This window comes from Pseudomonas sp. NPDC087185, from assembly GCF_044744955.1.
GTDB lineage: Bacteria > Pseudomonadota > Gammaproteobacteria > Pseudomonadales > Pseudomonadaceae > Aquipseudomonas.
Map to the genome: position 1 here is coordinate 45,505 of NZ_JBIUZK010000008.1, position 14,172 is coordinate 59,676.

The 14,172-nt window shown below is 57.9% G+C and carries 14 protein-coding genes; 6 read left to right on the forward strand and 8 right to left on the reverse strand.

Annotated features, from left to right (window positions below; translation table 11 throughout):
• Positions 1-137 precede the first annotated feature (137 nt).
• A complete protein-coding gene (locus ACIPIJ_RS24080; RefSeq protein WP_401081448.1) occupies positions 138-1,307 on the forward strand; it encodes an MFS transporter in 1,170 nt (389 codons plus the stop codon).
• Here ACIPIJ_RS24080 and ACIPIJ_RS24085 read toward each other — a convergent pair.
• Positions 1,294-2,055: an SDR family oxidoreductase gene (locus tag ACIPIJ_RS24085; protein ID WP_401081451.1), complete on the reverse strand. Its 762-nt coding sequence runs from the start codon at positions 2,053-2,055 to the stop codon at positions 1,294-1,296. The two genes, ACIPIJ_RS24080 and ACIPIJ_RS24085, sit on opposite strands and share 14 nt — an antisense overlap.
• Positions 2,056-2,285: 230 nt before the next feature.
• On the opposite strand from ACIPIJ_RS24085, the gene ACIPIJ_RS24090 reads away from it, so the two are divergent.
• The 4 genes from ACIPIJ_RS24090 to ACIPIJ_RS24105 all read left to right on the forward strand — a co-directional run bounded on the left by ACIPIJ_RS24090 (position 2,286) and on the right by ACIPIJ_RS24105 (position 6,289).
• On the forward strand, positions 2,286-3,287 hold the full coding sequence (locus ACIPIJ_RS24090) for an NADP-dependent oxidoreductase (protein WP_401081454.1): 1,002 nt from the start codon (positions 2,286-2,288) through the stop codon (positions 3,285-3,287).
• Between the two features lie 332 nt (positions 3,288-3,619).
• The gene (locus ACIPIJ_RS24095; RefSeq protein WP_401081457.1) at positions 3,620-4,279 is read left to right on the forward strand and encodes a lipopolysaccharide kinase InaA family protein; all 660 of its coding nucleotides are present in this window, start codon (positions 3,620-3,622) and stop codon (positions 4,277-4,279) included.
• 37 nt (positions 4,280-4,316) lie between these two features.
• Positions 4,317-5,159, forward strand: a complete 843-nt coding sequence (kdsA, locus tag ACIPIJ_RS24100; protein WP_401081460.1) for a 3-deoxy-8-phosphooctulonate synthase — start codon at positions 4,317-4,319, stop codon at positions 5,157-5,159.
• Between the two features lie 239 nt (positions 5,160-5,398).
• Complete coding sequence (locus tag ACIPIJ_RS24105; RefSeq protein ID WP_401081463.1) at positions 5,399-6,289, forward strand: glycosyltransferase; 891 nt, start codon at positions 5,399-5,401, stop codon at positions 6,287-6,289.
• Here ACIPIJ_RS24105 and ACIPIJ_RS24110 read toward each other — a convergent pair.
• Both ACIPIJ_RS24110 and pyrF read right to left on the reverse strand, forming a co-directional pair.
• A complete protein-coding gene (locus ACIPIJ_RS24110; protein ID WP_401081465.1) occupies positions 6,286-7,479 on the reverse strand; it encodes an O-antigen ligase family protein in 1,194 nt (397 codons plus the stop codon). The two genes, ACIPIJ_RS24105 and ACIPIJ_RS24110, sit on opposite strands and share 4 nt — an antisense overlap.
• A 121-nt stretch (positions 7,480-7,600) precedes the next feature.
• Complete coding sequence (pyrF, locus tag ACIPIJ_RS24115; protein ID WP_401081468.1) at positions 7,601-8,302, reverse strand: orotidine-5'-phosphate decarboxylase; 702 nt, start codon at positions 8,300-8,302, stop codon at positions 7,601-7,603.
• A gap of 181 nt (positions 8,303-8,483) precedes the next feature.
• On the opposite strand from pyrF, the gene ACIPIJ_RS24120 reads away from it, so the two are divergent.
• Positions 8,484-8,651 carry a DUF2897 family protein gene (locus ACIPIJ_RS24120; protein ID WP_103449638.1) on the forward strand — a complete coding sequence of 56 codons (168 nt, stop codon included), beginning with the start codon at positions 8,484-8,486 and terminating at the stop codon, positions 8,649-8,651.
• 64 nt (positions 8,652-8,715) lie between these two features.
• Here the strand turns inward: ACIPIJ_RS24120 and ACIPIJ_RS24125 are convergent, their stop codons facing one another.
• The 5 genes from ACIPIJ_RS24125 to ACIPIJ_RS24145 all read right to left on the reverse strand — a co-directional run bounded on the left by ACIPIJ_RS24125 (position 8,716) and on the right by ACIPIJ_RS24145 (position 14,161).
• Positions 8,716-9,078: a ComEA family DNA-binding protein gene (locus ACIPIJ_RS24125; protein WP_401081471.1), complete on the reverse strand. Its 363-nt coding sequence runs from the start codon at positions 9,076-9,078 to the stop codon at positions 8,716-8,718.
• A gap of 234 nt (positions 9,079-9,312) precedes the next feature.
• Positions 9,313-9,960: an HAD family hydrolase gene (locus tag ACIPIJ_RS24130; RefSeq protein ID WP_401081474.1), complete on the reverse strand. Its 648-nt coding sequence runs from the start codon at positions 9,958-9,960 to the stop codon at positions 9,313-9,315.
• On the reverse strand, positions 9,947-10,714 hold the full coding sequence (locus ACIPIJ_RS24135; RefSeq protein ID WP_401081477.1) for a 3-deoxy-manno-octulosonate cytidylyltransferase: 768 nt from the start codon (positions 10,712-10,714) through the stop codon (positions 9,947-9,949). The genes ACIPIJ_RS24130 and ACIPIJ_RS24135 overlap by 14 nt, the downstream gene beginning before the upstream one ends.
• Complete coding sequence (locus tag ACIPIJ_RS24140; protein WP_401081480.1) at positions 10,698-12,314, reverse strand: aldolase catalytic domain-containing protein; 1,617 nt, start codon at positions 12,312-12,314, stop codon at positions 10,698-10,700. The genes ACIPIJ_RS24135 and ACIPIJ_RS24140 overlap by 17 nt, the downstream gene beginning before the upstream one ends.
• Positions 12,314-14,161: a hypothetical protein gene (locus ACIPIJ_RS24145; RefSeq protein ID WP_401081483.1), complete on the reverse strand. Its 1,848-nt coding sequence runs from the start codon at positions 14,159-14,161 to the stop codon at positions 12,314-12,316. Before ACIPIJ_RS24145 ends, ACIPIJ_RS24140 begins: the two co-directional genes overlap by 1 nt.
• Between the last annotated feature and the right edge of the window lie 11 nt (positions 14,162-14,172).

Sequence of the window (14,172 nt, forward strand, 5' to 3'; positions counted from 1 at the left end):
TGGTAGTTTTGAGCAAACAGTTAAGCATAAATGAGGCGGTGGTGTGCCTTGCTGGGGGAACAGGCTGAAAGCACTGCAGGCAGCACCGTGCCCGCAAAAGGGCCGGTACTGACAAACCCAGAATCCAGGACCCCACCATGCCCCCGCGCGCCAACCCTGCCATGCTGGCTTTCGCCCTCTGCCTGATCACCCTGGCGGTCAACCTGCAAGCTCCGCTGTACATCACCTACGCCGACCTCTCCGGCCAAGGCGCCGCCGCCACTGCGGTGGCCTTTTCCGGGTATGTACTGGGCGTGCTGCCTGTGCTGCTGGCCCTTGGCGGCCTGGCTGACCGGGTCGGGCGCCGGCCGCTGATCATCGCCGCGCTGCTGCTGTCGATGCTCGCCACCCTGTTCATGCTGCTGGCACCCAGCCTTGAGACCCTGGCCCTGGCGCGCCTGCTGCTGGGCCTTGGCACAGGCCTGGCCTCGGCCACGGCGACCGCCTACATGGGCGAGCTGATGAGTGCCGACAGCAGCGCACGCGCGGCCAATTGGGTGACCGCCAGCACGTCATTGGGCTTCGGCCTGGGGGCAGCACTGACCAGCCTGTTCCTGCTGCGTGGGCCGAGCCTGACACCCGGCAGTTTCCACTTGCAACTGCTGCTCGCCGGCATCGCCCTGGTGCTGGCCTGGCGCCTGCCTGACCCTCGCCCGGCACAACGCGGGGCCATGTTGCGCCTGCCCTTCTACCCCACCGGCAGCGTCGTGTATGGCCTGGCGATTCTGCTGGCGTGGGCCTGTGTCGGTCTGGTGATCGCCTTGTTACCGGGTATTTTGCGCCAGCATGGCCTCAGTGCCTGGTCAGGCTTTTCGACCTTTTGCGTGATCAGCTGCGGCCTGCTGTTCCAGCCACTGGCGCGGCGCCTGGCCAGTGCGAAGGCCACGTTGCTGGGCTTGGCGATCCTGCCGTGCAGCTACGCGCTGCTGGCCTGGGGCGCCGACCGTGGCCAACTGGGCGCCGTGCTGCTGGGTGCAGTGGCGGCCAGCAGTGCCTGTTATGGGTTCATCTACCTGGGCGGCCTGGCGGCAGTGAACCAATTGGCGGGCAGCGAGAAGACCCGGGCCAGTGCCGGGTTCTTTCTGCTGGCGTACCTGGGGTTCAGCTTGCCGGTGATCTTCACCGGCGTGCTGAGTGACCGTTTGGGGTCGGGGTTGGCCCTGCTGGTGTTTGGTGGGGTGCTGGCGCTGGGGTGTGCAGCGGTTGCGCTGACCCTGATGCTGTCCGCCCGTGACAGCACCCTCAGTGAGCCCGTCAGATTGCAGTAGCCCCGCCATCCACCGTCAAGCTGTGGCCAGTGGTGAACGCTGCGCCATCGCTGCACAGGTACAGCACCGCACTGGCGATTTCCTCAACCTTGCCGATGCGCCCGACCGGGTGCATCGCTGCGGCGAACTCGGCTTTGCGCGGGTCAGCCTGATAGGCCCGGCGGAACATGTCGGTGTCGATCACCGCTGGGCATATTGCATTCACCCGGATGCCCTTCTTGGCGTACTCGATGGCCGCCGACTTGGTCAGGCCGATCACCGCATGCTTGGAGGCGCTGTAGATACTCATCTTCGGCGCCGCACCCAACCCGGCGACGGACGCGGTATTGACGATCGCCCCGCCACCCTGGGCCAGCAGCAGCGGCAGCTGGTACTTCATGCACAGCCAGACACCTTTGACGTTGACCCCCATGATGGCGTCGAACTCCGCCTCGCTGCCCTCGGCCAGGCGCCCCTGCTCGATTTCGATGCCGGCATTGTTATAGGCGTAGTCCAGGCGGCCGTAGGCTTCAATGGCCCGTTCGTGCAAGTGGCGCACATCGGCGTCCTTGGTCACGTCACAGGCCACGAACAGTGCTTCGCCACCGGCCTCTTGAATGAGCGCCACCGTGGCCTCGCCCCCCACCGGGTCAAGGTCGGCCACCACCACCTTCAGGCCCTCACGGGCAAATGCCAGTGCCGTCGCCCGGCCGATGCCTGCCGCGCCACCAGTGACCAGGGCTACCTGGCCGGAAAAGGTCATGCTCATTGTTAGCTCCTGAAGGTGATGGGCTGTCAGTACCGACCTCTTCGCGGGCAAGCCCGCTCCCACTGGGGTCAGTGCAATGCTCGAAGCGGAGTCTAGTCAGCCCACCGCCCACCTGGGCAGCATCATCAGGCCAGCGGTTGGGCTAATATGCTTGCCAGTGATTTTGCAGACCAACCGGCATCACCGCGTTAAATTGCCTGCTTATGCCTTATGCCTAAAAGGACCCCGCCATGACCCAGACCAACCGCCGTTTCCTGCTCGCCAAACGCCCGGTCGGCGCCGTACGCCGCGACGACTTCACCTTCGAGACCGTCCCCGCACAAGCGCCCGCTGATGGCCAGATCCAGGTGCGCAACCTGTACCTGTCGCTGGACCCGGCCATGCGCGGCTGGATGAACGAAGGCAAGTCGTACATTCCGCCCGTGGGCCTTGGCCAGGTGATGCGCGCCCTGGGCGTTGGCGAAGTGGTGGCCTCCAACCACCCGGACTACCAACCCGGCGACCACGTCAGCGGCGCCCTCGGCGTGCAGGACTACTACACCGGCGAACCCCAGGGCCTGCACAAGATCGACCCCAAACTAGCGCCGCTGCCCCGCTACCTCTCGGCGTTGGGCATGACCGGCATGACCGCCTACTTTGCCCTGCTCGACGTCGGCCAGCCCAAGGCCGGTGACACCGTGGTCATCTCCGGCGCCGCCGGTGCGGTGGGCAGCATCGTCGGCCAGATCGCCAAGCTCAAGGGCTGCCGCGTGGTCGGCATTGCCGGTGGCGCGCAGAAATGCCAGTACCTCAAGGACGAATTGGGCTTCGACGGCGTCATCGACTACAAGGCCGAAGACGTGCTCGCCGGCCTCAAGCGCGAATGCCCGCAGGGCGTTGACGTGTACTTCGACAACGTCGGCGGCGAGATCCTCGATGCCGTGCTCACCCGCATCAACTTCAAGGCACGCATCGTCATCTGCGGCGCGATCAGCCAGTACAACAACAAGGAGGCGGTCAAAGGCCCGGCCAACTACCTGGCGCTGCTGGTCAACCGGGCGCGGATGGAAGGCTTCGTGGTGATGGACCACGCCAAGGAATACGGCAAGGCCGCGCAGGAGATGGCCGGTTGGCTGGCCAGCGGCAAGGTCAAGAGCAAGGAAGATGTGGTCGAGGGCCTGGAGACCTTCCCGGAAGCGTTGCTCAAGCTGTTCAGCGGAGAGAATTTTGGCAAATTGGTGTTGAAGGTTTAAACCAGCGGCAAAACGGGGCGCTTAGCGCCCCATTCGCCCCGTGCTATCACACACCCGCCCCTATGAAATGTCGAAATTGTAGGAAAAGTGTGAAAAAACTGTAATATTGGATCCATTGCAAAGTGGCTTTTTGATATTACAAGGGATTGGATGTGGTCGGCGGCACTCAGAATTGGCAGCATGAATACCCTCATACCTTGCGGTATCGCGACACCACCCTTTACCTGCGCAGCCCCATTGCCTCTCACACCCGGCAGGCTTTCGAGCGACTGATAGAGCAAAACCTTTCTGCCAAACGGGTCAGCGCCCCGCTGGACTGCGACAGGAGTCAATTGTTCACCAAGCGTGAAAAGCTCGACTCGCTGAAAAAGAAATGGCGAATCCAACGCGGCATCCCCAAGCGCAACGGGATGTATGACTGGTCGATTGAGGAACTGATCAATACCCACGAGGCGGCTCGCCGCGGAGCGCGGGTCCCTGAGCTCAAGGGCTACGGTTACAGCCGTTCAAAACTGGGCCTCGTTCAGGACGTCTTTCTCATCACCGACCTGTTGGCCGGGCATGTGGATGGACTGACTCGCGTTCGTCAGGCGCCGGATGCAATACACGCGGTCCTGCGGGCAACCTTCGAACTTCTACACGCCTTGCACTGCCAGGGCATCACCCACATGGACCTGTGGGCTGGTAACGTCATGCTCCCCGAACAAGGCCTTGCCCAGGCCATCGATCTGGAAAACAGCTTTTCCGGGACTACGGCTTATGCGGCAGAAACCCTGGGCTTCCAGTTTGGCTTTTTCTACTATCGAGAAATCTACCGCTACATTACCGAAGCGGACTATGATGCTGCGGTAGAATGCGCACTTGCCGAGTACTTCCCCGACGTGCAACGCACTGCCTTCGACCGGGTCTATGCGCTAGCCAAACATCAGGACATCGGGCGCTTGGAGCGCCGAGAGATCTTCACCCGCGGTGTCCTCGAAAGTCGTTGGTAGAGCGCCATGGCTACCCCATGACTTTACAGAGTAGAAAATGATCAAGATTACCCAGACCATCGAGTGCTCCAACACCGCCCCCTTCGTTCTGTTCGGCGGCATCAACGTCCTTGAATCCGAAGCGCTGGCCCTGACCGCCTGCGCCGAGTACGTTCGCGTCACCGAGAAACTGGGCATTCCTTACGTGTTCAAGGCCAGCTTCGACAAGGCCAACCGCTCCTCGATCCACTCCTATCGCGGCCCGGGCATGGAAGAAGGCCTACGCATCTTCGAGAAGGTGAAAGCCGAGTTCGGCGTTCCGATCATCACCGACGTTCATGAAATCCACCAGTGCGCGCCCGTCGCCGAAGTGGTCGATGTGCTGCAGTTGCCCGCCTTCCTGGCGCGCCAGACCGACCTGGTGGTCGCCCTGGCCAAGACCGGCAAGCCGGTCAACATCAAGAAGCCGCAGTTCCTCAGCCCTTCGCAAATGCAGAACATCGTGCAGAAGTTCAAGGAAGCCGGTAACGACCAGTTGATCCTGTGCGACCGCGGTACCTGCATGGGCTACGACAACCTGGTGGTCGACATGCTCGGCTTCGGCGTGATGAAGCGCACCTGCAATAACCTGCCGATCATCTTCGACGTGACCCATGCCCTGCAGAACCGCGACCCGTCGGGCGCAGCGTCGGGCGGGCGTCGCGAACAGGTCGTCGACCTGGCACGTGCCGGCATGGGCGTTGGCCTGGCGGGCTTGTTCCTGGAGGCACACCCGAACCCGGACCAGGCCAAGTGCGACGGGCCGAGCGCCCTGCCGCTGGACAAGCTGGAGCCGTTCCTGGCGCAGATCAAAGCGCTGGATGACCTGGTGAAGTCGTTCCCGCCGCTGGTGATTGCGTAATCCCGCAGCAACTGATGAATAAGGGCCGGCATGCACACGCATGCCGGCCCTTATTCTATGGCGATCGGTCTGCATGGCCCACATGCGTACCAACTTCTAGCCCTAGCGCTTTTCATTGGCTATACCAGTGAATGAGGGTGCGAGGCTATCGCTGAAGGTGCAGGCACGGTCGCGCTTCAAGGGCGCGTCAAGTCAATTCCCTGCAAAATGCAGCATGGATTTTGTTTAGAGGCTTTTTTATGCACGCCCAACGTCACGATGCTACTGACACACCCTTGGTGACAGTGATCATCGCGTCCTATAACCACGCGCGTTACATCGAACAAAGCATTCTCAGTGTCATCAACCAGACCTACAAAAACATCGAACTGCTGGTAATCGACGACGGCTCCAAAGACGAAAGCCCTGCCCTGCTCACGCGGCTTCAGGCACAACATGGCTTTGACCTGAAGCTGCAAGCCAACCAGGGGCTGGCACGTACACTCAACGAAGCGATCGCAAGGGCCGAGGGTGATTTGATCGTGCCGTTCGGCTCCGATGACATCATGTTCCCGCACCGTATCGCCACGCAGGTGGCCTACATGCAGGGCAAACCCGAGGTAGGCATCTGCTCGGCCAACATCGAGACCATCGACCAGGACGGCAAGGTCATGGGCGCACGCGAACAGCGCAACCGCAACCTGCCCTTCCGCCGCCTGAACTTCGACGACCTGTTCCTGGATCGCAAACCAGGCCCCATGGCGGCCACCTTGATGTTACGGCGTGAAGCGCTGGAGAAGGTCGGCGGCTTCCACGACAAGATTCGCCTCGAAGATGTTTACATCGAGCTGTCGATTGCCCATGCCGGTTACTACATCGACGTGCTGGGCGAGCCGCTGGCCCAGTACCGCGACCACCCTACCAACACCTTCAAGAACGGCCGCTTCATGGTCGACAATGTGCTGAGCACCTACGCGGTGTTCAAAGACCACCCACAGTACGAACAGGTGTGCATGAAGTTTCGCAACTCCATGGTGCTCAAGTACGCCAACCGGGACAAGCAGCTGACCCGGGAAATCCTTGCAGAGATCCCGGTCAGGTTCTGGACCCGCAAAACCTTGCGTGGCCTATGGCGATTGGTCTGGTCTTAAGCTGCCCGATTGCGCGTCCAGTGGATCAACGACTGGCCGTAAACCATGGCCATCGGCATCCAGATCAGGAACCAATGCTCTTTGGGGCGTGACATGAAGGCACTGCCTTCGGTCAGGCCCGAAGCAAAGCCGAAGATCAGCCAAGTCGCCGCAAGCGTGACCCCGGGGTGCTTGCGGTACACCCAGCAGAAGTAGAAGGCCAGGCCGTAGAAGGCCATCCACAAGACCAGGCCCACAACGCCTCCGGCGTACAACACACCCAGTTCGATATTGTGCGGGTCGGCAAGTTTCTGCGCCAAACCTGGAAGAATCACGCTCATCGGTGCGTCGTAACCATGGCCCAGCCAAGGGTGTTCGCCGATCTGGCGCAACGACTCCATCCAGATGGCGGGACGATGGGAAACGCCACGTTGGGTAATGGCTTCTGGATAAATCAGCGCAACGCCGATCAAGGTCAGAACAACTGCTGCGCCTGCCAGCAATGCACGGCGCCGGTCACCTACCAGCATCAGCCAGCCCAGAGCAGCCGCCAGGCCGATCAGGGGCGTTCGCGAGCCGGTTGCAAGAATCGCCACGCCCAATATCGCCAGGCAAGCAAGCGACAGAGGGTCCAACGCACGTCGCGCCTGAAACCAGGCTACCAGCCAGATGGCGGCGAACGCGCCGAACACGTGGGCAGTCAGCAGTGGGTTGTACAGCGCGCCATACCCCGCCAAGCGCCCATCCCCTTCAGGTGGCTGGACGAAGAAGTAGATCAAAGAGATCAGCGCTGCCAACGCCACGAACATTGCGGCCATGCGCACGCATTGCTGCAACTGGGAGGGAGACTGCAAGGTGATGAGCCCCGCAGACAGCAACAGCATGGCGATGTACAACGGCCGCTTCAACAAGCTGCCTACGGAGTTTTCGGTGTCGGACCAGCCAATACTGATCATGGTGTAGAGACAGAACACCAGGAACGCGATGAACAGAGGGTTGTTGGCCAAAGGCTTGAGGATGCGCGGGTTCAGCAGCAATGCCACCAGCGTCGGCACCGCCAGGAAGATGTAGAAGAGCTTGTGGTACAGCGCCCGGTCCCACACCCAGAACATGCCGGTAAGAATGATCAACCAGCCCAACGGCAGCACATAGCTGTTAATGGTGTTTCTGCAGCGTTGTACGGGGGACTCGATCGATAAATCGACTGACATCAAGCGTCCTCTTGCAGATGAAAAGGCTCATCGAAGGCCCCGCGCCGCAACAAGAAGCGCGAAGCCTGATGGATAGCGTTCATTTCCTGGTGGTGCTGCACGGGCAGCCCTGGGTACTGCTTCAACCGAGGATTTCGGCCACTACGGCCGCCAGTGCTTGCGCGGGGTCCTGTGCCTGGCTGATCGGGCGGCCGATTACCAGGTAATCGGAACCTGCATCCAACGCCTGGCGCGGGGTCAGAATGCGGCGCTGGTCATCCTGGGCACTGCCTGCAGGGCGAATACCGGGCGTTACCAGCTGCAGCGAAGGGTGCGCAGCCTTGAGCGCCGGCGCTTCGAGTGCCGAGCATACCAGCCCGTCCATGCCCGCTTTTTCGGCCAGCGCCGCCAGACGCAATACCTGCTCCTGCGGGTCGACATCCAGGCCGATACCGGCCAGGTCCTCACGCTCCATGCTGGTCAGCACGGTCACGCCAATCAGCAAAGGCTGCGGGCCGCTGCGCTTGGTCAGCTCTTCACGGCAGGCCGACATCATGCGCAGGCCACCGGAGCAATGCACGTTGACCATCCACACGCCCATCTCGGCCGCAGCCTTGACCGCCATCGCGGTGGTGTTGGGAATGTCGTGGAACTTGAGGTCGAGGAACACCTCGAAGCCCTTGGCGCACAAGGTCTCGACGATTCCCGAAGCGCTGCTGGTGAACAGCTCCTTGCCCACCTTTACCCGGCACAGGGCAGGGTCGAGTTGGTCGGCCAACTTGAGGGCGGCTTCGCGGGTTGGGAAATCCAGGGCGACGATCAGGGGCGTCTGGCAGGCGGACATGGTCGGGGTCTCTTGGCAAGTCGTAAACGGCGCGCATTGTAAACGAAGTGGGGCAGGCTTTGGGGGCCGTGGGTCATGAGAATTGGCCCGGCCGTGTACGGCTCCTATAATTGAACCAACGGTCAAGGCAATCGCTCAACATTCATACAAGCGAAGCCCCAATGCTCATAGGAGAACGACAATGCCCTGGTATGCCTGGCTGATACTCATCATAGCCCTCGGCTCGATCATTGGCGGGCTGATGATGCTGCGCGATACGGCGAAGAAACTGCCGCTGACGGAGGAACAACTGAGGAAAGTGCATGAGCGCAATGCCGAGGCGGATGCCAAGGATGCGCAGGATCGTTGAACCGGCAGTTCATTTCACTGAATTCAAACCGGCTGGCGCAGTGCCAACCGGTTGACCTGCAAGGTTACTCCACTACCAGCTTGTCCCGGTTGCGCTCCAGCAGCGCTTTACCGATGCCCTTGATTTCCAGCAACTCATCCACCGACTCGAACGGGCCGTTGGCTTCACGGTAGGCGACGATCGCCTCGGCCTTGGCTTTGCCGATGCCAGCAAGGTTTTTTTGAAGCGTGAGAGCATCGGCGTCGTTGAGGCTGACTTTGCTCGATTTTTCAGACGGTACAACCTGAATAGAATCTGCAACCACAGGGGTTTGCAGCGCAGCTGACACATTGGAAGAAAGGCACGCGAACAGTGGGAGAAAAAGGTAGGAAAGCACTGTATTTCTCATCATCGACTCCTTGAAGGTACTGGTAATCTGCAGCTTCATGCTGCATGAACAACCTTAGGTGTCCATTTTGCCCAAGGCAATCATTCACAGGATTCAATATATTTCGCGCACCGCTGCGTATTCAATCCGCGCGCACAGGCAATAAGACTTTTCGTATCTGCCGCGAAAAAAGCACTCACGTGATACAGGATAAATCGCCACTCTGAAGGTTGGCGATTTAAGCCGAGGCAAACTCCATATGAGTTCGCGACACCCAGTCACGCAGTGCAAGTATTACAGCAGGTCTGACAAGCGAGTACGAACCGCCAACCCCCGCTCATTACAGTATTCCTGCCAACCCTCGAACTCTGTCCAGCCAGATAAAAATACGAAGCCCAGGCCATAAGCTGAGGAGGCTACATGGTCATACCGGCTATCGCCGATAAACAACGTTTCACCTTCGATGGCACCCTCGCTGATTTGCCGTTCAAGAATCTCCTCTTTGGTGTCCGGGCTTCCGAAAATGCCCCCGTCAAAGAATTCAGCAAGACCGCGCTGCTCGAATATCTCCCTCAGTTCTGACTGCGCCCCTCCCGAGACAACAAGCCAACGACTATCAGGGGTGCTGGCCCTGAGTTCGGGCAAGCCTGTGGCAATGGCACATTGCATCAGGCCCGAGCTCACTTCACGCGCATAAGCAGCAAGTAATTGATCCATGACTGCTGCAGTTGCTTCCCGCTGCAAGATAGCCTGCAAAAAGTATTCAAACTTCTTGAACCTGGAAATGCCACCATGACTCGTGTGGTAGGCAACCAGTTGATGGGCTGCGGCTTGCCCATAAGGCAAGGCCGTCTTGAAAAACGCTGACGTCTTGACTCGATTCGAGTCCAAAATGACACCGTCACAGTCAAAAACAACAGTCTTGTAGTCACTGAGGCGCATTGATCAAACCTTTTTTCAGTACCGCCTCAACAATGGCAACGTCTTCTGGAACATCAACGGCGAGGCTTCCACCCGAGGTTTCTACCATCTTGACTGGGACGGAAAGCTCCAGGAAACGCAAAATCTCAATATCTTCACTGCGCTCAACCTCCCCCTTCCTGCCGAAGTCAACATAAGCGCCCAGCTGTTGCGCGGTGAATGCGTAAATACATACCTGCTTTTTGTACCGTAATGGCGCGACCGCTGAGTCCTTGAAACCCGGCACCGCCAAGCGCGACATATACATGAGATCGTTCTTCTCATTGGTCACGACTTTAGGGATGTTGACACTGGTCGGATCTTCATCCTCGCCTATCCAGCAAAAGCCATTGATGACAGCCTGCATGTGCTGTTCTTTGACCTTGATAATCCGCTGGATGTCCAGCGGGTCAATGACCGGCTCATCCCCCTGAACGTTGATGTAGATATCCGCATCGATTTGCTTGGCGGCTTCAGCCAAGCGGTCTGTCCCCGTCAAGGCACCCGCGGACGTCATCACGACGTTGAAGCCCGCTTCCGTCACGACATCAGCGATGCGTTCATCTTCTGTGGCAATGTAGACATTCGCCTTTCCAACTGCCTGGGCAGACAGTTCAGCCACCCACAACACCATAGGTTTTCCCAGCAAGGGTACCAAGGGTTTCCCTGGGAAGCGGGATGACTTGAACCTTGCAGGTATTACAACAACGCTTTTCATATCATTTGTCCAACGCATAAATCGATTTTGATTTCAATGCATAACGCGACGGGGTCACTGCGCAAAGCTCGAAGCCTGGCATGACATCCTTGAACACATTCAGAATGCCTTGGACCTCTGTGGTTCTAGGGTCGTCAGCACCATAGCCGTCAAAGCCTGCGAGGTGGACGAGGTTTGCCTTGCCACTGGCGGCAATCGCCAGTGCATAAGCGAACACCAGCGAACTCGGCAGGGTACAGTATGTCCCGTGGACCTCGAGGGTATTAGCCTTGATCGCGATACCGAAATCGAGAATTTCCTTGCCGCGAAGGGATGCGGTGACATCGGCCGGCAGCATACTTGCCGGTGTGATCAAAGGTTGCGGCAGATTTGCATGATGCTGGCAGTCCGCCAACAACCGCACAGGATGACAAGCAACCCGCACATCTATGAGCGCTGGATCGATCATCGACTGTGTATTGAGCGCCATCACAAATGGCTTGTTACGCTTAATGTATGACTCCAACGCCCTGCGATGCTCGGCCACCCCGGGACCGGTGCCCAGCAAGAGCACTTCGCGGCCCTGAATAAGGCTTTCAGGAGACCATGCCCCTCGTGGGTGGCCTTGATAGAAGTTTCTCGCCGTATCAAGGGTATTAGAACTAAACTTCTTCCCACCTTCGACTTTCAGGTGATGGATAACCGCAAACACATCTTCTTCGCTGTATCGAGAGTCACCCAACATTTCCTGAATGTAAGTTGGATGAATACCGTATTTACCAGCCAGATAGTAGTACGTATTGGTTCCCCACCCACATTTGTGCTGCAAAGGCTTGAAGTATTTCTCAACCAAAACCATCAATGGAACCAGGTTTATCTGAGAATATTCTCGTTCCCCCAACTCCAACAACAAGTACTCGCTCTTGGCATTTCCTGGGCCACGCCCCATACCCGTCACCGTGGCATCCAGCCACTCCACACCGCACGCGGCAGCTCGCAGTGTGTTGGCCAGCGCATGGCCCATGTTATCGTGGGTATGAATACCCATAGCCCCACTCCAGTACTGCCTGAACCAGCCGATTATCTCTTCGATCCGATCAGGATCCATGCTACCCATGCTGTCGGCGAAATAGAGAACATCCACTGGCCATTGGCTTGCCTTCCTGGCTAGCTCCTCAATCTCGGGCTGATTGCGGTCGGCAACCTGCATCAGGTTGAACCCAACCGTGAACCCCCTCTCCTTCAGCCATGAGGACGCGGGCAAGGCATCGAAGAATTCGTGTACATGGCAGGCAATGCGCACGATGCTGACGGGCGAGAGCCCAGCCCGCTCAGGGAACAGGCTCTCCAGTACCTCAACAAGCGACTGCTGGTTACCCACCAGCTCGGAGGCGTTCACCATGACCGCAATCTCAAGACTTGCGGGCAGATTCAAACTTCTCAGGTAACTATCCGTGGTGAATGCGCTTGCACCGAGGAATGCACTGTTTTTCAGCGAGCGCAGCCCCAACTCAACAATATCGACCTTGGCGGCCACCATCGCCTGGAGGTACTCGGCAACTACCGCCTCCGGGAAATTCCATGAGTTGTAATAACCACCGTCACGCAGAGTGCAATCCAGGATCTTGACGTTGCGCACTATTCACCCCTCGAATTCAGTATTTCCACAAGCTGGCCATGGACGACACGCCAGTCAAGACTGTAACTAATAAAATCCCGGCGAAGGTCGGCGTCCTCCGGGCGATCAACAATAAACTTTTTATCGACTAACCGCGTGCGTCGACGTACATGTTCATCGGAATCTATCATCTTGGTATTGAGATGGCCCACCCCAGGGCGACCCGCAAATCGCGCCACGTGGAGACCACCCGTTCCAGAGTTTCCAACGTAGGCATCGGCAACCCTCGCATACGCTATTTTCTGGGTACTGGTTGCACCAACAGCACTGAAGACGGGGATAGACGGGTTTAATTTGCTGGCCACTTCGGCGACCACTAAATTATCTTTTGCCGTCTCACTTTTGTCTGCCGCAGTCGGGTTGAGTGGCGAAGTCCACCCATCAAAAACAACGCCAACCTTGGGGTAGGTTTTCTGCAACTCGTTCATCAAATTTTGAGCTGCCTCAACCTGCTCAAGCCATGAACGCTTTTGTACCGTGATGCCGAACCAGATGAGGGGATAGCACTCAGACATCGACGACAGTTCAGCGTCGTTTGAAGCTTTATAAGTACCCCGAGAGAAACGCAAAAACTCATCATCGAAGCGCGTTAGGCGCTCACAGGACTCACGATCAAAAAGCGTACCGACATGAAATACATAGCCGCTATGCCTGGCGACATGCGCTTGTAAAGCAACGGCATTTAAGGTTTGCTCATTCGCCGGCAACTGGTAAATATCCTTGTACGAGCAGAAGTCGGCACCTTCGTAATAATAAATATTATCTAGCCTGTACAGGATATCTGCTTCATGCAAGCCTTGAATCGCTGGCGCGACATCATAATAAAAATGGTAGGGTCGACCATGAGAAGCGATGGCACCCAAGAATTGCCTTTCGTCGCTGGGCTCTGTCAATGCCTCATCCTGCATACCCTTCAACAAGGCGACCATGGCATTTCTTACAGACTCTGCCGGCAAATGTTTCACGAGGACGACAAGATTTTTGGCAGGAAAATAAATTGCGTCAGCGGAGCTTACATGCTGGAGTACAAAGAAAGCCTCTTGGGAAGGTGCACGGAACATTAATACGTTTATATTCCCAGGCACCGTGAAGCTGTGACGACAGAGTGCCACTCCATAACCAAAAGGGTTGGGGGCAACGATCGCCCCATGGGACAGTGCGGTTTCCAGGGCGTGACACGCAAAGTCCTCTGCGGTCAAGTAATCTATCAGCTTTTTGCCGCGCGCCAACCAGCCCGATCTTGCCTCAACCGCCTTCAGTCCGACAACCTCCGCCTCCCCCATGAGCACACGCGAGATGACATCATTGCTCAATGAATCTAAGGTGCGCAGGAACTTCAAATCTGCGGGGACCACCGGCTCACCCGTCGAATACCCACGCCAGAAAGACTGAAGCCGAGGATAATCGAACTTGGAGGCTTGCACGCCTAATGTGGTCCAAAGATGAAGCACGCCATCAACTTCGAAATAGATTTCAATTGGGCTCTTCGGATTGATCGCCAGCTCAATAGAAAAGCCACAACGCAGCTGCGGGTGACGCGGTAGCTCAGCATCATTGATGCCCAATACTTTTGAAAGGACATCGCGCCGCTCAACAGGCGTGCCAACCGGGTGCGCATGACCACCGTTCTTGATAACGATGGAGGTAAGCTGACCGGGCACAGCACCCAGCAACCAACCTGAGAAAACTATTTTATCTTGAAAAACCTGTCCATCTCTCGGCAAGTCAAGGCACGAGAAGTTAACAACTTCTTTTGCAGACTCGGGCAACCGAGCCGCAACATTCAGCTCAAACAATGTCTCTTGCATAACTTCTCGCA